The organism is Kocuria gwangalliensis (assembly GCF_039544365.1).
Lineage (GTDB): Bacteria > Actinomycetota > Actinomycetes > Actinomycetales > Micrococcaceae > Kocuria > Kocuria gwangalliensis.
Genome location: NZ_BAABLN010000034.1, coordinates 54140 through 72448, shown reverse-complemented (window position 1 = coordinate 72448; position 18309 = coordinate 54140). Strand labels below are relative to the sequence as shown.

Sequence of the window (18309 nt, the reverse complement as noted above, 5' to 3'; positions counted from 1 at the left end):
CACCCGCGCGGCGATTGGGTATAGTTATTGCTCGTTGCGCGGGTGCGAGAGCCCTGGCAAAACATTGGGATATGGTGTAATTGGCAACACAGCGGTTTCTGGTACCGTCGTTCTAGGTTCGAGTCCTGGTATCCCAGCGCTGACCATCCACTGATTCACCACGGATGTATGCACCGAGCGAGCAAGTTGGTGCAGGCAAAATCTGATGTTACTGTTTAGTCCGTCGATTGAGCCTGAAAGCTTCTCGATCACCTAAGGCCCCATCGTATAGCGGCCTAGTACGCCGCCCTCTCACGGCGGTAACGCGGGTTCGAATCCCGCTGGGGTCACGTAAGTGACGAAACCCCGTCTCCTTCCGGAGGCGGGGTTTTCTCGTTCCCGTGGCCGGTGCTCTCGCAGGTGGCCGCTCATGCGCACCGCCGCCTCAAGCATTCGTGTCGTGGGTGAGTTGGCACTCGCCTTGAGCTGAAGGCTGGCACAATGGCGGCGTGAGCACCGATAACGCATCTGCCACTCCGCTGATCGAAGCGCTCGAGCAGACCCGAGACCTGTTGAGCTCCACCACGTTGCCGCTGGCCACGGCCAGTGCGCCGCAGCAGCGAGAGACCGTGGGGCGGGCCGTCGCCCAGCTCGATGATTACGTGTTGCCCCGCGTCCGGTCCCTGGACGCCCCGTTGCTGGCGGTGGTCGGCGGATCCACCGGCGCGGGAAAATCCACGCTGGTCAACGCGCTCGTGGGTCACCCCGTTACGCGTTCCGGCGCCATTCGACCCACCACGCGCCGTCCGCTGCTGATCCACCACCCCGACGACGCCGCCGCGTTCACGTCCCAGCGTGTCCTGCCGCATTTGGCGCGGGTGCGAGGGAAGCTCATGGACCCGACGGTGACGGCCCCGGCCCGGTCCGAGAGTGATCGCCCCGTGGAGGACACGGGGTCGTTGGTGCTGCTGGCGGATGAGAAAATTCCGCAGGGCCTGGCCGTGCTCGACGCACCGGACGTGGACTCCGTGTCCGACGACAACCGCGCGCTCGCCGCCCAACTACTTTCCGCGGCGGATCTCTGGCTGTTCGTCACGACCGCCAACCGATACGCGGATGCGGTGCCGTGGCAATTGCTACGCAACGCGGCCGGCCGCGATATCACCGTGGCCGTGGTGCTGGACCGGGTCCAGGCGGCGTCGGCGGAGGAAATCCGGGACGACCTGCGGCGGATGCTCAATCAGGAAGGGCTCGGGCACGCGCCCATCTTCGTGGTGGAGGAGTCACCGCTCAACGAGCTGGGTATGCTGCCGCCGCCCGTGGTGGCCCCGCTGCGCGGATGGCTCGAGGACCTCGGGGCCGACGCCCAGGCACGCTCGGACATCGCGGCACGCACGCTGGGCGGTGCCGTGCGCGAGCTCGCGGACACCACGGATCGAACCGCGGACGCGGTGGAGGGCCAGCAACGCACGGAGGACCACCTGCGCCGCGAGGTCACCTCGGCCTTTGACGACGCCCTGGCGGCCATCATCGACTCCACCCGTGACGGTACGTTGCTGCGCGGGGAGGTCCTGGCCCGCTGGCAGGACTTCGTGGGCACCGGCGAGTTCTTCCGCAACCTCGAGGCGGGCATCGGCCGCGTGCGCGACCGGATCACCGCGTTCTTCAAGGGCGAGCCCGCCCCGGAGGTCCAGGTCGAAGAAGCCATTGAAACCGGCTTGCAGGCCGTGATCGTGGAACACACCGCCCGCGCTTCGGAATTGGCCGAGCGGCGCTGGCGTGATGAAACCTCGGGGCAGGTCCTGCTCGCGGGCCGCGATCTGTCCGCACTGCCGGAGAACTATCACGAAACCACCGCCGAGCACATCCGCTCGTGGCAATCGGACGTCATGCTCATGATTCAACAGGAGGGCGCGGGCAAGCGTACGCAAGCTCGGGCCATGTCCCTGGGGGTCAATGCCCTGGCCGTGATTCTAATGATCGGCGTGTTCTCCATGACCGGTGGCCTCACCGGTCTCGAGGTCGGCATCGCCGGCGGCTCCGGCGTGGTGGGTACCAAACTGCTCGAAGCGGTCTTCGGGGAGGACGCTGTCCGGCGAATGAGCCAGAAAGCACGGGAGAACCTGGAAACCCGCATCAAACACCTGCTGGATCAGCGCGCCAAGGCGTTCCTGGACCGCCTGGACGAATTGGGTGAGCACCCCACCGCGTCCGAGTTGCGGTCTGCGGCTCAGCACATCCGCACGGCCGGTGAGGCCCTGTGAAAATTCGCACCAGACAACCCGAGGCCACGCTGTCCGACCGGATCAAGGGTCTCGCCCAAGCCGCGGAACTGGCCGATGGTCGTCTCGACCAGGAAGCGGTGACGGCCGCACGCCAAGCCCTGGACCGTGCGGGGGAGCGGCGGGCCCTGTCCGCCGATCACACCGTGGTCGGTTTCTTCGGAGCCACCGGGTCCGGAAAATCAACGCTGTTCAACGCGGTGGTCGGCCAGGATCTGGCGCGCACCGCTGCGCGCCGGCCCACCACGTCTCAGCCGCTGGCTGCGATCCGGGGAGAGGAGGGCAGTGAAGCCCTGCTCGATTGGCTCGACGTCAGCGACCGCCACGTGGTGGGCCCCGCACTGAGCATCAGCACCGGTAAGGGCCGCAGGGCGAGCACCACGAGTGGCGGCCTGGTTCTGTTGGACCTGCCCGATTTCGACTCGGTCACGCGCGAGCACCGGGACATCGTGGACCGCATGGTGGGCCTGGTGGACGTGGTCGTGTGGGTGGTGGACCCTCAGAAATACGCTGACGCCGTGCTGCACCAGGATTTCGTGCAGCCGCTGTCCCGTCACGGTGCGGTGACCATGGTGGTGCTGAATCAGGCCGACCGCCTGGCGCCCTCGGACCTGCCCAATGTGCTGGCCTCGCTTCGGGAGCTACTCGCTCAGGACGGGCTACCCACGTCCGGACCCAGTGCCCCCGTGGCAGTATCCGCACTGACCGGTGAGGGTGTGCCCGATCTGCGCGAGCGCATCCACGCCATTGCAGCACACCGGGCGGCCGCGGGGCAGCGTCTCGAGGCGGACGTGATCCATGCCGGACACGTTCTCGCGGAAGCCGCCGGTGAGGGCGACCCCCGGGGCATCACGCGAGAAGCAAGCGAACATCTCACCTCGGGCCTCGTGCGCGCCGCGGGGGTGGACCTCATTGCCGACGCCGCGGCACGTTCCTACCGCCTGCGCGCCGGCAAGCACACGGGCTGGATCGCAACGCGCTGGCTCGCGAACTTCCGCAAGGATCCGCTCAAGCGCCTGCACATCGAAAGCCACGACAAGGGCTCGGACCCTTCGGTCCACCGCACGTCCCTGCCTCCCATGAACGCCTCCCAGAAGGCTTCGGCGGACTCCGCCGTCCGTAATTACGCGGATGCGGTCTCCGAAGGGGCGGGAGCACCGTGGCGGCGCAGTGTGCGCGTGGCCGCTCGTTCCAACGAGGCGCGTCTGCCGGACGCGCTGGACCAGGCCGTGGCGCGCACCAAGTTCTCCGCTCGGTCCGCGTCCTGGTGGTGGATTCTTTTCGACGTATTGCAGTGGATCGCCATGGCCATGACCGTGTTGGGCCTGCTCTGGTTGCTGGGGTTGTTCGCGGCCGAATACTTCCAGATTCCGCTGCCCCCGCCGCCCACGGTCGAGGGGTTCCCGCTCCCGGTGCCCACGCTCATGGTCATCACCGGCGTGGTGGTGGCGATCTTCCTGGCCATCACGGGCGGACTCATCGCTTCCGTCGCCTCGCGCATGCGGGCCTCCCGACTGCGACGCCGCCTGGGCGAGTCCGTGCGCGAGACCGCGCGTGAGCTCGTGGAGTCTCCCGTGGAACGTGAACTGGAAGCGCATCGCAGGTTCGGTGACTCGTTGGCGCTGACCACCGCCCACGTTAGCTAGCCGGTCAGGATCCGCTCACGCGGACCGCCTCGGTGAGCTGGCGTGCCGCCTGCACGATCACTTCCGCGTGCTTTTGCCCCGGCTGTTTGGAAAGTCGTTCAATGGGGCCGGAAATGGACACGGCGGCAATCACCCGACCGGAGGGCCCGCGCACGGGAGCCGAGACCGAGGCGATGCCGGGTTCGCGCTCGCCGATCGACTGGGCCCAGCCGCGGCGTCGGACGCCGGCCAGGGTCGTGGCGGAGAACCGGGCGTGGGAGAGCCCCTCGATCAGGCGGGCGTGGTCCTCCCACGCAATCAGCACCTGGGCGGCGGAGCCCGCCCTCATGGACAGCTGTGTGCCCACCGGAATGGTGTCACGCAGGCCGATGGGGCGTTCCGCGGAGGCCACGCAGACACGCCACTCGCCCTGTCGGCGGAACACCTGTGACGACTCACCGGTGGCGTCACGCAACTGGAGCAGGACGGGAGCCGATGCGGAGATGAGCCGGTCCTCACCGGCTGCGGATGCGAGTTCGACCACGCGGGAGCCCAGGACGAACCTGCCCTGCACATCGCGACCCACAAAACGGTGGTGAGCCAGTGCCACGGCCAAGCGGTGCACGGTGGGGCGCGCGAGCCCGGTAGCTTCCACCAGATCGGCCAGCGACGCGGGGCCGGCCTCCAGGGCGTCCAGGATGAGCGAGGCCTTGTCGATGACCCCCACACCGGACGGGGAGAAGGAAGATTCCCCGGGCATGCCGGCACCCGTTCCTCGGCCACCCAACGGAGTCCCCAAAGGTGCGCCGGTCGGATCCATCGCGTCAAGAATGTCCATGCTCTAAGATTGCCGTCTCACAATGCGAGAAGCAAGCGAGTACACTGGAACTGTTCGGCGGGTCCCGTGGACCATGGAGAAAACACGGTGCCGGGCAAACCACGCGAGGTGACTCGCGGCCGGTTCGCCGACGCAGCCATGATCAGGAGAGGTCGAGATGCCACAAACCACCGGAACCCGCAATGTGGCGCAGGATTCCAGCGCCACTGCGCGCACACTCGCCGAGAAGGTCTGGACGGACCACCTGGTGCGCCAGGGGGAGAACGGTCAGCCGGACCTGATCTACATCGACCTCCACCTCGTTCACGAGGTCACCAGCCCCCAGGCCTTCGAGGGCCTGCGGCTGGCCGGACGTGGCTTGCGCCGCCCCGATCTGACGATCGCCACCGAGGATCACAACACTCCCACCGAGGACATCTTCTCGACCATCAAGGACGAGACCTCCCGGAAACAGATCGACACCCTGCGCGCCAACTGCGAAGAGTTCGGCGTGCGCCTGCATTCCCTGGGGGACGCCGAACAGGGCATCGTGCACGTGGTGGGCCCGCAGCTGGGTCTGACCCAGCCGGGTATGACCGTGGTGTGCGGTGACTCCCACACTTCGACCCACGGTGCCTTCGGCGCACTGGCCTTCGGCATCGGCACGTCCGAGGTCGAGCATGTCATGGCCACCCAGACCCTGTCGCTGGTGCCGTTCAAGACCATGGCCATCACGGTGGAGGGCACCCTCAAACCGGGTGTGACCTCCAAGGACATCATCCTGGCCGTGATTGCCAAGATCGGAACCGGCGGCGGTCAGGGTTACGTGCTGGAGTTCCGCGGTTCGGCCATCCGGTCGCTGTCCATGGAAGCGCGGATGACCATTTGCAACATGTCCATCGAGGCGGGTGCACGCGCCGGCATGATCGCCCCTGATCAGACCACGTTCGATTACGTGCAGGCTCGCCCGCACGCCCCGCAGGGCGAGGACTGGGATGCGGCGGTCGAATACTGGAACACTTTGCACACCGATGAGGGCGCGGAGTTCGACAACGAGGTGTTCATCGACGCCGACGAGCTGGAGCCGTTCGTCACGTGGGGCACCAACCCCGGTCAGGGTGTCCCGCTGTCCGAGGCCGTCCCGAACCCCGAGGACGCCGGGGACGACAACGCCAAGGATGCCGCGCGGCGTGCGCTGGACTACATGGGGTTGGAATCCGGTACTCCCATGAAGGACATTGCGGTGGACACCGTGTTCCTGGGCTCGTGCACCAACTCCCGGATCGAGGACCTGCGGATCGCTGCGGACATCGTCAAGGGACGCACCAAGGCCGAGAACGTGCGCATGATGGTCGTTCCCGGTTCGGCCAGGGTCCGGTTGCAGGCCGAGGCGGAGGGCCTGGACCGGGTGTTCAAGGACTTCGGCGCGGACTGGCGTTTTGCCGGCTGCTCCATGTGTCTGGGTATGAACCCGGACCAGTTGGCGCCGGGGGAGCGTTGCGCCTCGACCTCCAACCGCAACTTCGAGGGTCGCCAGGGCAAGGGTGGCCGCACCCACTTGGTCTCACCCGTGGTGGCAGCGGCAACCGCTGTGCGTGGAACGCTCAGCTCACCGTCCGACCTGGAATCCGCGCCCGCCCGCTAAGTCGTTCGCTGGTGCCCCGCCACGGCGGGCGGGGCCCGCAACAGTCAAGGAGACCCACCATGGAGAAATTCACCACTCACGGCGGTACCGGTGTGCCGCTGAAGCAGTCCAACGTGGACACGGACCAAATCATCCCGGCCGTGTACCTCAAGCGCATCACCAAGACCGGCTTTGACGACGCCCTTTTTGCGGGCTGGCGGAAGAACCCGGACTTCGTGCTGAACCAGGACATTTACAGCAACGGTTCCGTCCTGGTGGCCGGCTCCGACTTCGGTACCGGTTCATCGCGTGAGCACGCCGTGTGGGCGTTGCGTGACTACGGCTTCAACGTGGTCATCTCTTCGCGTTTCGCCGATATCTTCCGCGGCAACTCGGGTAAGCAGGGCCTGTTGGCCGCGCAGGTGGATCAATCGGACGTGGAACTGCTGTGGAAACTCATGGACGAGCAGCCCGGCATTGAGATCGAGGTGGATCTCGAATCCAGGACCATCACGTGCGACACGGTCACGGTGCCCTTCCAGATCGACGACTACACCCGGTGGCGTCTGATGGAAGGTCTTGATGATATTGGTCTCACCATGCAACACGACGAGGACGTCAAGGCCTACGAAGACGGCCGACCGGCCTTCAAGCCCGTCACGCTCCCGGCAAAAAGCTGAGAACTCAGTGCGCTGATCACGCCGACGACTCGTTAGAATGGGCAGGTTCCGTACTGCGGTGTGCGACGGGACATTAGCTTCCCCCCGAGATCGGTAGGTCATGAGTTCTTTACGAATCACCGGCGGCGTCCCGCTGTCAGGTCAGGTCACCGTGCGCGGAGCCAAGAACCTGGTTCCCAAGGCCATGGTCGCTGCGCTGCTCGGTTCCACGCCGTCAGTCCTGGGTAACGTTCCCGACATCAAGGACGTGGCCGTGGTGACGAATCTTCTCGCCCTGCACGGGGTCACGGTCAACCGCGACGGCGCCGACGGCGTTCTGACCCTCGACCCTTCCAACGTCACCCAGGCGCGCCACGCGGATATCGACGCTCACGCCGGGGATTCCCGGATCCCGATCCTGCTGTGCGGGCCGCTGCTGCATGCGTTGGGTGAGGCGTTCATCCCGGACCTGGGGGGCTGCCGCATTGGCGACCGCCCCATCAACTACCACTTGGAAGTGCTGCGCAATTTCGGTGCGCGCGTGGAGAAGCTGGAATCCGGCATCCGCATGAGCGCACCTCATGGGCTGCAGGGCGCCAAGATCGATCTGCCGTACCCGTCCGTGGGCGCCACCGAGCAGGTGCTGCTCACCGCGACCCGCGCGGAGGGTCACACCGAATTGCGCGGTGCCGCAACCGAGCCCGAGATCATGGACCTGATCGCGATCCTGCAGAAAATGGGTGCGATCATCACGGTCCAGACCGACCGGGTGATCCGGATCGAGGGTGTCCCCGAGCTGCGCGGGTACAGGCACCGTGCGTTGCCGGACCGGATTGAAGCCGCGTCCTGGGGGTCCGCGGCGTTGGCCACCGGTGGCGACATCCTGGTGGCAGGGGCCAAGCAAGCGGACATGATGGCCTTCCTCAACACCTACCGGAAACTGGGCGGTGGCCTGGACATCCAGGACGAAGGCATCCGGTTCTACCACCCGGGCGGAGACCTCAACCCCCTCATCGTGGAAACCAATGTGCACCCCGGGTTCATGACCGACTGGCAGCAACCCCTGGTGGTTGCCCTGACCCAGGCCAATGGCGTGTCGATCGTGCACGAGACCGTGTACGAGAACCGTTTCGGGTTCACTCGCGCGCTCAACCGCATGGGTGCCAACATCCAATTGCATCGCGAGTGCCTGGGTTCCGTGCCCTGCCGCTTCGGTCAGCGCAACTTCCTGCACTCCGCTGTGATCTCCGGACCCACCCCGTTGAAGGCCACGGACATCAACATCCCCGACCTGCGCGGCGGATTCTCGCATTTGATCGCGGCCATGGCGGCGGACGGTGTCTCCCACGTGACCGGCATCGAGCTGATCAAACGCGGCTACGAGCACTTCACCGATAAACTGGCGGGACTGGGCGCGGATTTCGATCTCGAAGATCGCTGACGCGCCCATGCCCCAGCGAGTGTCTGTCACGAGCGGTGTAGGGAGAGAATCCTCGAGTGAGTAGAACGTCGCAGCGATCCACGTATCGGATTCTGGCCGGGATCGCCATTCCCGTCTACCGCATGGTCGCCAGGATTTCCTGGCGTGGAACCGAGAACTTTCCGGCCTCCGGCGGGTTCGTGGTCGCGGCCAATCATCTCACCGAGATCGACCCCATCACGGTGGCGTACCCGGTCTACAAGTCCGGCATCATGCCCCGGTTCCTGGCCAAGGAATCCCTGTTCCGTGTGCCCGTCCTGGGGTGGTTGCTCGCACACATCGGCATGGTGCCCGTCTTTCGCGGAACCACCCGCGCCAAGGATTCCCTGGCGGCAGCCATTGCCGAACTTCACGACGGCGGCGCCATTCTGGTGTACCCGGAAGGCACCGTGACCCGCGACCCCCGGATGTGGCCCATGCGAGCCCACACGGGGGCGGCGCGGTTGTCCCTGCAGGGGCAGGTGCCCGTGGTGCCTCTAGCGCACTGGGGCGACCAGAACGTGCTGTACCGGGACCCGCAGGGCAAACGCACGGTCAACCTGTTTCCGCCCAAGAAGGTCCGCGTGCTCATTGGGGAACCGCTTCAGCCACGGGAGCTCATGCGCCCCGGGAATCAGCCCACGGACCAGCCGACGGCGGACGACCTCAATTACGCGACCACCGTGATCATGGACCGGATCACCGGTCTGGTGGCCCAGTTGCGCGGTGAAGAAGCACCCGAGTCCCGCTTCGATCCCCGCGCCCGCAAGGAATCATCATGAACGTCTCGACCGGCCGTCCGATCGACCGCAAGGCACCCCCGGAGACCGCCGCGGCGTCGTCGTTGACGGCACTGGCCGATGAACCCAACGGCCCGCGCAAGGTCGTCGTGCTGGGCGCGGGCTCGTGGGGTACCACCTTTGCGAAGGTCCTCGCCGACGCCGCCCGGGAGGCGAGTGCCGAACGCACCGTCCACTTGTGGGGCCGCAATCGTGAAGCCATGGACCGCGTCCGTGAGACCGGCCGCAACGAGCGGTACGTCCCGGACATCGATCTGCCGCGTGAGATCCAATTCACGTCCGATCTGGGGGAAGCACTCAACGGGGCGCGACTGGTCGTGGCCGCCATTCCGGCTCAGTCCCTGCGCGCCCAACTTGGCGCGGTTGCGGAATTCATTGATCCGGACGCGGTGGTGCTGTCATTGGCCAAGGGCCTGGAATCCGCGACCGGACTGCGCATGACGGAGGTCATCGCCCAGGCCCTGGGCGAGCACACGGGCGGTGGCCGTGATCAGTGGGCGCGCCGTTCCTGCGTGCTCTCGGGACCGAACCTCGCCATGGAGATCGCGCGTGAGGAGCCCACGGCATCCGTGGTGGCGGCCCCCGACCTGACCACCGCGGCGTGGGTGGCCCGTTGCTGCGCGGCACCCTACTTCCGGCCGTACACGAATACCGACGTCACCGGCACCGAGATCGGTGGTCTGGTCAAGAACGTGATCGCCCTGTGCGTGGGCATCTGCGACGGCCGCGGCTACGGCGACAATTCCAAAGCATCCGTGATGACCCGCGGACTGGCCGAAACCACGCGGCTTGCCCTGGCACTGGGAGGGGAGCTCACCACGCTGTCCGGGCTCTCCGGCATGGGCGACCTGGTCGCCACGTGCTCGTCCTCGCTGTCCAGGAACCACACTGCGGGTAGGCTGCTGGGTTCGGGACTGACTATGTCCCAGGTCCAGGACGCCATGACCCAGACCGCGGAGGCCATTAGATCCGCCCCCGCCGTGCTGGCCCTGGCCCAAGAACACGGCGTGGAAATGCCCATCACCGAGGCGGTGGTGGGTGTGCTGCGCGGTGACATCCCGGTGGACCAGCTGGCACCCAAGCTGCTCGGCCGAGACCTCAAATCCGAAGGGAACAGCGCATGATGAACACGGCGGACAACGCTCAAGGCACCGCGGAGGGGGCCGGCGCGGCCGGCAAACCCTGCGTGGCCGTGGTGTTCGGGGGCCGCTCCTCCGAGCATTCGGTGTCCTTGGTCACCGCCCGTTCGGTGCTGCGCGCCATCAATCGCGATCGGTGGGACGTGGTGAGCGTTGGCATCGCCACCGATGGCACCTGGTTCCTGTATTCGCAGGAGGAACTGGAGACCCTGTTGGACAGCCGGACCATGGCCGTGTTGCCCGTGGGCGAGAAGCGAGTGACCCTGCCGTTGCAGGTGGGGGAGAACGAGCTGCTCGTCCACGAATACGGGGTCGAAGGCGGCGCACTGACGCGGGGCCGGCACATCGACGCCGTGTTCCCGCTGCTGCACGGGCCGTTCGGAGAGGACGGGACCCTGCAGGGTCTGCTGGAGTTGGCCGACCTGCCCTACGTGGGCTGCGGTGTCTCGGCCTCGGCCATCGGGATGGACAAGCACTTCATGAAGGTCGCCTTCGAGGCCGCCGGGCTGGAGGTCGGTCCCTACACCGTGGTCCACAACCGCGACTGGTTGACCAACCCGGAGCAGGTCCGGAACAACGTGGCCGCGTTGGGTTTCCCCGTCTTCGTCAAGCCCGCTCGCGCCGGTTCTTCGTTCGGGATCACCCGCGTGGACGGGGCCAAAGACCTCGACGCCGCCATCGAGACCGCCCGCAAGCACGACCTGAAGCTCGTGATCGAGGCCGGGATCGACGGCCGCGAAATCGAGTGCGCCGTGCTGGGCGCTCACGAGTGGTCCACCCCTCGTGCGTCCCTGCCCGGTGAGATCGAGGTCCAGGGCCATGACTTCTACGACTTCGAGGCCAAGTACGTAGCGGACGACGGCGCCCGACTGTCCTGTCCCGCGAATCTGCCCGACGATGTGATCGCGACCCTGCGGGAGAAGGCAGTCATAGCATTCGACGCCATTGACGGCGAGGGACTCTCGCGCTGCGATTTCTTTGTCACGCCCGATCACCGCGTGATCATCAACGAGATCAACACGATGCCCGGCTTCACCCCGATTTCCATGTACCCGCGGATGTGGGCGGCGTCCGGAGTGCAGTACCCGGATCTGATCGACGAGCTGATTTCGCTGGCGCTGGAACGCCCCGTGGGACTGCGCTGAGCACCCCGCGAGTCGATCACCGACCGTCCTGGCACCCCGTGGCCCGTTCCGGGTCAGGGGGTGTTCTGCAGGTCCAGGGTGTCGGACACGGACAAGCACGTGTTCTCCTGGGGGATCTGCGCCACCGCACTGCCGGCCTCCACGATCGCGGTGGATGACGGAACACGAGCGGTGTCGAAAAGCAGTTCCACGGCGGGGGAGCGACCGTAGCTGACGGCTCGCCACTGATTCTCCTGACCCTCCACCTCGGAGATCAACCAGTCCACCCCGTTGACGTTGGTGCACGGATCAGTGGTGGGTGCTGGTGGCTCCACTCCGCAGCGCACGATCACACCCGAGGGATCGCCGTAGGCCGTGGTGCCCTGACTCGTGGTGGCCCGCTGGTCCAAATCGCCCATGGTCTCGGGCATGGCCAGCATCGCGGACGCGCACGCGGGATCGGTATTGTGCGGCGCTCCCTCGACCGTGACGGGGGAGCCGCACCCGGTGAGCAACAAGGTCCCCAAAGTCATCGTTGCCAATGCCGCGCGGCGGGTGGAGTTGTGGAGTCCGTGAGATCCGTCCTGGGTGCGCGCGCGGGAGAAGAACATGATCTCCACTGTAGACGCGCTGACCGTGTGGCCTCTGCGAAGCCGGTTGTGCCGCTCGTTACGCTGAACCCATGACCGTTTCCCCCACACCGACCCCCGCAGCCACGGTGGAGCAGGTCCCCGAATCCGAGCTGTTGAAGGCGTTCCTCCCGCTGGCCAAGACCTCGTCACCGTACGTCGAGGTGGGGCCCGGCGACGACTGCGCCGTGGTGGCGGTTCCGCAGGGGCGAGTGGTCATCACCACCGACACTCAGGTGATTGATCAGGATTTCCGGGCGCGTTGGCCCAACGGTTACGAGACCACGGGGGCGGACACCGCGCACAAGTGCGCGGCCCAGAACCTCGCGGACATCGCCGCCATGGGAGCGGTTCCCACGTCCATGGTCGTGTCGCTGACCCTGCCCGGGAACACCCCCGTGCGCTGGGTGCAGGATTTCGCCGCCGGGCTGACGGAAGCCTTCGAGAGGCTCGGCGCCACGGAATGCGCCCTGGTGGGTGGGGATCTGGGGCGCGGGCGAGAACTGTCCGTGACCGCTACGGTCCTGGGGGTCATGGAGCGCGGGGAGCCCGTACTGCGCTCAGGAGCGGGCGCGGGGGGAACCCTGGTGCACGCGGGCGTTCTCGGACACGCTGCTGCCGGGCTCTGCTCGCTGGAAGCTCCGCCCGGCACCGGCTGGGATCACTATCCCGAGGTTGAGCGGAGAGAGCTCGAACGCGCACAACTGCGTCCCCGCGCCCCGATCGGTGCGGGGCCACGAGCGGCACGGGCCGGGTCGAGCGCCATGATCGACATCTCGGACGGGCTGCTACGGGACGCCGGCCGCGTGGCGCGAGCGAGCGGTGTCGTCATTGATCTGGATCCGGCGGCCCTCGGGAAGCACGTGGCTCCGCTGGTGGAGGCCGGGCGCGCCGCGGGGGCGGACCCGTGGCGCTGGGTGCTGACCGGCGGCGAGGACCACGGGCTGCTCGCCGTGGTTCCGACCGATGTCCAGGTTCCCCCGGGGATGCGTGCGATAGGCTCGTGTGCGCCCGCAGACCGCCGTCAGGCGTTCCCCGGGGACAGCGCCGTCACCATTGCCGGGCAGGATCCGGGCCAATGGCTCGGCTACGACGTGGGTGAAGGATGGGATCATTTTGAGCCATAAGGGAGGCTCTACCGTATCGGCCGTGCGCGACTGGTTGGATTCCGCGCACCGTGCCCTGACGGAGCACACTGACGTGCTCAATGATCTCAATGTCTTTCCCGTGGCCGATTCGGACACCGGCGTCAATCTCAGCACCACGGTGGGCTACGCGACCGAGGCGGCACAGCTGATCGAAGGCAACGACATCGGTGAGCTGCTCCAACATGCGGGCCGCACCGCTCTGGAACAGGCCCGCGGAAACTCGGGCGTGCTCATGGCCTTGACGTTGACCGCCATGGGAACGTCCCTCGAAGGGTCCATGCGGGTCACAGCCGGCGAACTGCGCGATGCGTTCTCCGCCGCTCAGGTCCGCTGCTGGTCGGCCCTCACCGATCCGGTGGAGGGAACGATGATCTCCGTTCTCGATGCCGTGAGCAAGGTGTCCCTGCCCGAGACCTCCCCGGACGGCTCCAATCAGCAGCTCTCCGACTGGCTGGACCTGGTGATCGCCCGCGGGAACCACGCGGTGATCGACACGGTGGAGCAACTGCCGGTCCTGCACGAACGCGGCACCGTGGATTCCGGTGCGCTGGGCATGCTGATCGTGCTGGTCGAGCTCAGGGCAGCCCTGACAGGGGACGAGCAACGGCACAACCCGGTCCCGGACATCATCCGAGACTATTCCGACCACACCGGATACCAGGACAACCATGATTGCGCGGGCTTCGAGGTCATGTGCACCGTGAAACTCTCCGCCCTGGATGCCGCCGAACTGCGCCACGAACTGGACAGCGCCGGAGACAGCGTGCTGGTCAGCGCGGTGAGCGAATCGGACAACGACGAATACACGTGGCGCGTTCACGTGCACGTCGCAGACCCCGAGGAAGCACTCGCGCTCATGCGCGCTCACGGGCACGCGGTCAACGTGAGCGTGACCTCGCTGGGACCCGACGACCACCGGGTTTCCCCGTGACCAGCGGGGCCGCGCGGGTCTCGGCCTTCGCCGGGCTCCTGGACCAACCGCTGTCCCGCTACATTCCCGGTAATGCACCCACCGCCACGGTCAAGTTGCTCGAGAAGGATCTGGGCATCACCACCGTGGGTGGGCTGTTGGACTACGCGCCGCGCCGCTACATCCGCCGTGGCCACCTGCAGCTGCTGAGTGATCTGATCGCCGGGGAACGGACGTCCTTCGTGGCCCGCGTGGAATCCTCCTCGACGCGGCGCATGCAGCGGGACCCGCGCCGCAGCCTGACCGATGTGCTCGTCTCGGACGGCACCGGGGCCAGCCTCAAGATCACGTTCTTCAACGCGTACACCGCCCAGAAAGAATTGCCGGTGGGAACCCACGCGCTGTTCACGGGAAAACCCGAACTCTACCGCGGCTACCTGTCGATGACGGGCGCCGATTACGCCGTGGTGGACACCCCGGACTCCGTCACGGATTTCACGTCCCAATCCGGTGAGGTCTACCCCATCCCGGTGTATCCGGAAAGGGGCAAGCTCACCACCCCGCGGATCACGCGCGCTGTCCAGCAACTGCTGCTCACCGCAGACCTGGACTCGCTCACGGACCCGATTCCGCAGCACATCCTGGAGCGCGAGACACTCGTGGGCCTCGCGCAGGCCTACCGTGACCTGCACCGCCCGGAATCCGTGGACGCGTTCCAGGCGGTGCAAGAGCGTTTCCGGTACCAGGAGGCCTTCGTACTGCAAACGGAACTCGCGCGGCGTCGTCATGAGCACGCGTCCCAGCCCGTCGCCGAGCGCCCCGCCCGCGCGGACGGGCTCTTGTCCCGCTACGACGCCGCCCTGCCGTTCACCCTGACGGACGGTCAACAGGCGGTGGGTGAGCAGATCCGGGCCGAACTGGCCGGCACCGCCCCCATGAACCGCCTGCTCCAGGGCGACGTGGGTTCCGGTAAGACCGTGGTGGCCCTGCGCGCGATGCTCCAGATCGTGGACACCGGGGGTCAGGCGGCCATGCTTGCGCCCACCGAGGTACTCGCCCAGCAGCACTACGACAAGATCGTGACCTCTCTGGGCCCGCTCGCCCGCCCCGATCAACTCGACGGCGACCCGGACGGCACCAAGGTCGTGTTGCTGACCGGTTCCCTTCCCACGGCGGCCAAACGCGTCGCGCTCCTGGACATCGCCAGCGGCGCGGCCGGCATTGTGGTCGGAACGCACGCACTCATCCAGGAGAAAGTGCAGTTCGCGGACCTCGGCCTGGCGGTCGTGGACGAGCAACATCGCTTTGGCGTGGAACAGCGCGACGCGCTGCGCGACAAGGCCGGGCACACGCCCCACACCCTGGTCATGACGGCGACCCCCATCCCGCGCACCGTGGCCATGACGGTCTTCGGCGACCTGGACGTGAGCACCCTGCGCGAGCTGCCCGGGGGCCGCCGCCCCATCCACACCCACGTGGTGGGCCTGGCCGAGCACGGCCCCGCGTGGGAACGCCGCGTGTGGGCGCTCGCGGGCGAGCACATTTCGCGCGGCCGCCAGGTGTACGTGGTGGCACCCAAGATCGGCGACGACGCCGCCCTCCCGCCCTTCGATTCGCTGCGCGGCTCATTGCTCGCCGCCCAGGAGGCGGGTGATGATGGGGACGGCCCGGAACCGGCCACCGTCCAGTGGCTCGAACGGCTGATCAGCGCCCAACCGGAGCTGCGGGACGCCCGCATTGCCGTGCTGCACGGCCGCCAGGATCCGCTCGTGAAGTCCGAGACCATGAACCGGTTCGCGGCCGGTGAGATCGACGTGCTCATCTCCACCACGGTGATCGAGGTGGGAGTGGACGTGGCCAACGCCTCGCTGATGATCATGGTGGACCCGGAGCGCTTCGGGATCTCCCAGCTGCATCAGTTGCGCGGGCGCATCGGCCGTGGCGAGCACGAGAGCACGTGCTTGTTGGTGACCCGCAGCGACCCCGAGCATCCCGGCCGCGAGCGGCTCGCCGCGGTGGCCGCCACCACGGACGGTTTCGAACTCGCGGAAGTGGACCTCCGGCTGCGCCGCGAAGGTAACATTCTGGGCGCGTCCCAGTCCGGTCGAAAGTCCGGGTTGCGCTGGATCAGTGCCCTGCGGGACGAGGCCTTGGTGGCCCGGGCCCGGGAGGATGCCGAAGCGGTCATTGCCGAGGACCCGCACCTGGCCCGGCACACCGAACTGCTCGCAGCCATCGGCCGCGTGGTGGATGAGAACAGCCAAGCATTTTTGGAGCGCGGATGACACGCATCATTTCCGGAACCGCGGGTGGGCTGCGCATCAAGTCGGTGCCCGGTTCGGCCACCCGACCCACGACCGACCGCGTCAAAGAATCCCTGTTCGCGCGCCTGGACGCATGGGGCATGTGCCAGGACGCCCGGGTGCTGGACCTGTTCGCCGGTTCGGGAGCCCTCGGACTCGAGGCGGCGAGCCGAGGAGCACGTGAGGTGACCCTGGTCGAAAAGGCCGCCGGGGCGGCGTCGGTGTGCCGGGCCAATGCCCACGTGCTCGCCAGCGCCCGACCGGACGCCGTCATCACCACGGTGCAGTCTCCCGCGGCAACCTTTCTTGCGCGGCAGGGAAGTCACCGCTGGGACCTGGTGCTGGTGGATCCACCGTACCCGTTGCCCAACGAGGACCTGACCGCGCTGCTGGCGCGCCTGGCGGGCCACCTCGGTCCGGGGGCGGTCATCGTGGTGGAACGGTCCGGCCGCACCGAGGAACCCGAGTGGCCGGCAGGGTTGCAGCGATTCGAGCAGAGCACCCACGGTGAAACGGTGCTCTGGTACGTCGAGGAGTCTTAGAGGGACAGCGCGAGATCGGCCATGGCCTTGCGCAGCACATCCGCACGCTTGCAGAACGCCAAGCGGAGCCAGTCCGAGTAGAGGTCGCGGTTGGCCTCACCCACGAACGCGGACACCGGAATCCCGACCACGCCGGCGTTCTCGGCCCAGTGCTCGCCCAAATCCTTGGCGGTGCTGACCCCGGCCAGCGCATAGTGATCGCTGACGTCCGCGACCGCGAAGAACGTACCCTGGGGTTCCGGCGGGTTCAGCCCGGCCTCGCGCAATCCGTTGACCAGGATGTCACGCCGGTCACGGTAGTCATCCAGCAGGTGCTCGTAGAACTCGGGAGGGAATCCCACGGCCTCCGCAACGGCGTGCTGCAGCGGGGCGGCGGCGCTGTGGGACAAATAGGACTTCACCGCGGTGACGCCGCGGATCAAGTGCTCCGGGCCGCTGACCCAGCCCACGCGCCAGCCCGTGGCGGAAAAGGTCTTACCCGCCGACGACACGGTCAGGGTGCGGTCGAACGCACCGGGCAGGGTGGCGATCGGCGTGTGCTCACCGGTGAAGCGCAAGTGCTCGTAGACCTCGTCGGTGACGATCACGGCTTCGAACTCGGTGGCCAGTTCCACCAGCTGCGTGAGGAACTCTGGCGATGCCACGGTGCCCGTGGGGTTGTGCGGATCATTGAGGATCACGGCGCGGGTGCGGGGTGAGAAGGCGGCCCGCACGTCGTCGGGATCGGGCGTGAACCTGGGCGGCAGCAGAGGGACCGGCACCGCAGTGGCTCCGGCAAAGCGAATCACCGCACCGTAGAGGTCGTAGTGCGGTTCGAAAACGACCACCTCGTCGCCGGGTTCCAGGACGGACAACAGGCTGGCCGCGAGTCCCTCGGTGGCCCCGGCACTGACAATGATCTGGGATTCGGCGTCCAGATCGAGCCCGTAGAACTGTCGCTGGTGCTCGGCGATCGCGGTGCGCAGGGAGGGGATGCCCTTGATGGGCGCGTACTGGTTGTGGCCGGCGGCCAGCGCCTCGGACGCGGCGTTGACCATGCGCTCGGGCGCGGGGAAATCTGGGAAGCCCTGACCCAGATTCACGGCACCGGTGCGCTGGGCCAGCGCCGTCATTTCCTCGAAAACCGTGGAGAGCAGTCGGCCGGACGCGTCCAGGAGTCCGCCGCCGGCGGCCATTCGCTGCCAGGGGGTCTCGGCCGAGCCGGTCGTGCGGGACGGGGAACCGGAGGTGTGCGCTGTCATGGAATCAGTCTAGGGAACTGCACCCGGC

General features: G+C 67.1%; 15 protein-coding genes and 2 tRNA genes. 14 read left to right on the top strand and 3 right to left on the bottom strand.

Features of this window, described 5'->3' with window-relative positions; all coding sequences use genetic code 11:
- Nucleotides 1–65 precede the first annotated feature (65 nt).
- The 4 genes from ABEA06_RS11490 (at nucleotide 66) to ABEA06_RS11475 (ending at nucleotide 3907) form a co-directional block, all read left to right on the top strand.
- A tRNA-Gln gene (locus ABEA06_RS11490) sits at nucleotides 66–137 on the top strand.
- Nucleotides 138–256: 119 nt separating this feature from the next.
- Nucleotides 257–329, top strand: a tRNA-Glu gene (locus ABEA06_RS11485).
- A gap of 159 nt (nucleotides 330–488) precedes the next feature.
- Nucleotides 489–2243: a dynamin family protein gene (locus ABEA06_RS11480; protein WP_345311573.1), complete on the top strand. Its 1755-nt coding sequence runs from the start codon at nucleotides 489–491 to the stop codon at nucleotides 2241–2243.
- Nucleotides 2240–3907 (top strand): GTPase, encoded by a 1668-nt coding sequence (locus ABEA06_RS11475; protein WP_303383023.1) that lies wholly within the window; start codon nucleotides 2240–2242, stop codon nucleotides 3905–3907. Before ABEA06_RS11480 ends, ABEA06_RS11475 begins: the two co-directional genes overlap by 4 nt.
- A 4-nt stretch (nucleotides 3908–3911) precedes the next feature.
- Here the strand turns inward: ABEA06_RS11475 and ABEA06_RS11470 are convergent, their stop codons facing one another.
- Nucleotides 3912–4646: an IclR family transcriptional regulator gene (locus ABEA06_RS11470; protein WP_190807323.1), complete on the bottom strand. Its 735-nt coding sequence runs from the start codon at nucleotides 4644–4646 to the stop codon at nucleotides 3912–3914.
- Between the two features lie 235 nt (nucleotides 4647–4881).
- Here ABEA06_RS11470 and leuC point away from each other — a divergent pair, with 235 nt between their 5' ends.
- The 6 genes from leuC to ABEA06_RS11440 all read left to right on the top strand — a co-directional run bounded on the left by leuC (nucleotide 4882) and on the right by ABEA06_RS11440 (nucleotide 11529).
- Nucleotides 4882–6348, top strand: a complete 1467-nt coding sequence (gene leuC / locus ABEA06_RS11465) for a 3-isopropylmalate dehydratase large subunit (RefSeq protein WP_345311572.1) — start codon at nucleotides 4882–4884, stop codon at nucleotides 6346–6348.
- A gap of 59 nt (nucleotides 6349–6407) precedes the next feature.
- On the top strand, nucleotides 6408–7007 hold the full coding sequence (gene leuD, locus ABEA06_RS11460; protein ID WP_345311571.1) for a 3-isopropylmalate dehydratase small subunit: 600 nt from the start codon (nucleotides 6408–6410) through the stop codon (nucleotides 7005–7007).
- Between the two features lie 100 nt (nucleotides 7008–7107).
- On the top strand, nucleotides 7108–8427 hold the full coding sequence (gene murA / locus ABEA06_RS11455) for a UDP-N-acetylglucosamine 1-carboxyvinyltransferase (RefSeq protein WP_303383026.1): 1320 nt from the start codon (nucleotides 7108–7110) through the stop codon (nucleotides 8425–8427).
- Between the two features lie 56 nt (nucleotides 8428–8483).
- The gene (locus ABEA06_RS11450) at nucleotides 8484–9227 is read left to right on the top strand and encodes a lysophospholipid acyltransferase family protein (protein WP_345311570.1); all 744 of its coding nucleotides are present in this window, start codon (nucleotides 8484–8486) and stop codon (nucleotides 9225–9227) included.
- 62 nt (nucleotides 9228–9289) lie between these two features.
- Nucleotides 9290–10369 (top strand): NAD(P)H-dependent glycerol-3-phosphate dehydrogenase, encoded by a 1080-nt coding sequence (locus ABEA06_RS11445; protein ID WP_425559533.1) that lies wholly within the window; start codon nucleotides 9290–9292, stop codon nucleotides 10367–10369.
- The gene (locus ABEA06_RS11440; protein ID WP_345311568.1) at nucleotides 10366–11529 is read left to right on the top strand and encodes a D-alanine--D-alanine ligase family protein; all 1164 of its coding nucleotides are present in this window, start codon (nucleotides 10366–10368) and stop codon (nucleotides 11527–11529) included. Before ABEA06_RS11445 ends, ABEA06_RS11440 begins: the two co-directional genes overlap by 4 nt.
- 53 nt (nucleotides 11530–11582) lie before the next feature.
- On the opposite strand, the gene ABEA06_RS11435 is transcribed toward ABEA06_RS11440, so the two are convergent.
- A complete protein-coding gene (locus ABEA06_RS11435) occupies nucleotides 11583–12119 on the bottom strand; it encodes a DUF3515 domain-containing protein (protein ID WP_303383761.1) in 537 nt (178 codons plus the stop codon).
- Between the two features lie 71 nt (nucleotides 12120–12190).
- Here ABEA06_RS11435 and thiL point away from each other — a divergent pair, with 71 nt between their 5' ends.
- The 4 genes from thiL to rsmD are packed head-to-tail and all read left to right on the top strand — an operon-like array spanning nucleotide 12191 to nucleotide 17040.
- The gene (thiL, locus tag ABEA06_RS11430; protein WP_345311567.1) at nucleotides 12191–13264 is read left to right on the top strand and encodes a thiamine-phosphate kinase; all 1074 of its coding nucleotides are present in this window, start codon (nucleotides 12191–12193) and stop codon (nucleotides 13262–13264) included.
- 22 nt (nucleotides 13265–13286) lie between these two features.
- Nucleotides 13287–14216, top strand: coding sequence for a DAK2 domain-containing protein (locus tag ABEA06_RS11425; RefSeq protein WP_303383374.1), 930 nt, complete (start codon nucleotides 13287–13289; stop codon nucleotides 14214–14216).
- The gene (locus ABEA06_RS11420) at nucleotides 14213–16480 is read left to right on the top strand and encodes an ATP-dependent DNA helicase RecG (protein WP_345311566.1); all 2268 of its coding nucleotides are present in this window, start codon (nucleotides 14213–14215) and stop codon (nucleotides 16478–16480) included. The genes ABEA06_RS11425 and ABEA06_RS11420 overlap by 4 nt, the downstream gene beginning before the upstream one ends.
- Nucleotides 16477–17040 carry a 16S rRNA (guanine(966)-N(2))-methyltransferase RsmD gene (gene rsmD / locus ABEA06_RS11415; RefSeq protein ID WP_345311565.1) on the top strand — a complete coding sequence of 188 codons (564 nt, stop codon included), beginning with the start codon at nucleotides 16477–16479 and terminating at the stop codon, nucleotides 17038–17040. Before ABEA06_RS11420 ends, rsmD begins: the two co-directional genes overlap by 4 nt.
- On the opposite strand, the gene ABEA06_RS11410 is transcribed toward rsmD, so the two are convergent.
- Nucleotides 17037–18281, bottom strand: coding sequence for an aminotransferase class I/II-fold pyridoxal phosphate-dependent enzyme (locus ABEA06_RS11410; protein ID WP_345311564.1), 1245 nt, complete (start codon nucleotides 18279–18281; stop codon nucleotides 17037–17039). The two genes, rsmD and ABEA06_RS11410, sit on opposite strands and share 4 nt — an antisense overlap.
- Nucleotides 18282–18309: the final 28 nt, after the last annotated feature.

What these genes read in the sequence shown, in the direction of transcription:
- ABEA06_RS11470 (WP_190807323.1), bottom strand. Translation starts at nt 4,646, where the DNA reads ATGCCCGGGGAATCTTCCTTCTCCCCGTCCGGTGTGGGGGTCATCGAC.
- leuC (WP_345311572.1), top strand. Translation starts at nt 4,882, where the DNA reads ATGCCACAAACCACCGGAACCCGCAATGTGGCGCAGGATTCCAGCGCC.
- leuD (WP_345311571.1), top strand. Translation starts at nt 6,408, where the DNA reads ATGGAGAAATTCACCACTCACGGCGGTACCGGTGTGCCGCTGAAGCAG.
- murA (WP_303383026.1), top strand. Translation starts at nt 7,108, where the DNA reads ATGAGTTCTTTACGAATCACCGGCGGCGTCCCGCTGTCAGGTCAGGTC.
- ABEA06_RS11440 (WP_345311568.1), top strand. Translation starts at nt 10,366, where the DNA reads ATGATGAACACGGCGGACAACGCTCAAGGCACCGCGGAGGGGGCCGGC.
- ABEA06_RS11435 (WP_303383761.1), bottom strand. Translation starts at nt 12,119, where the DNA reads ATGTTCTTCTCCCGCGCGCGCACCCAGGACGGATCTCACGGACTCCAC.
- thiL (WP_345311567.1), top strand. Translation starts at nt 12,191, where the DNA reads ATGACCGTTTCCCCCACACCGACCCCCGCAGCCACGGTGGAGCAGGTC.
- rsmD (WP_345311565.1), top strand. Translation starts at nt 16,477, where the DNA reads ATGACACGCATCATTTCCGGAACCGCGGGTGGGCTGCGCATCAAGTCG.
- ABEA06_RS11410 (WP_345311564.1), bottom strand. Translation starts at nt 18,281, where the DNA reads ATGACAGCGCACACCTCCGGTTCCCCGTCCCGCACGACCGGCTCGGCC.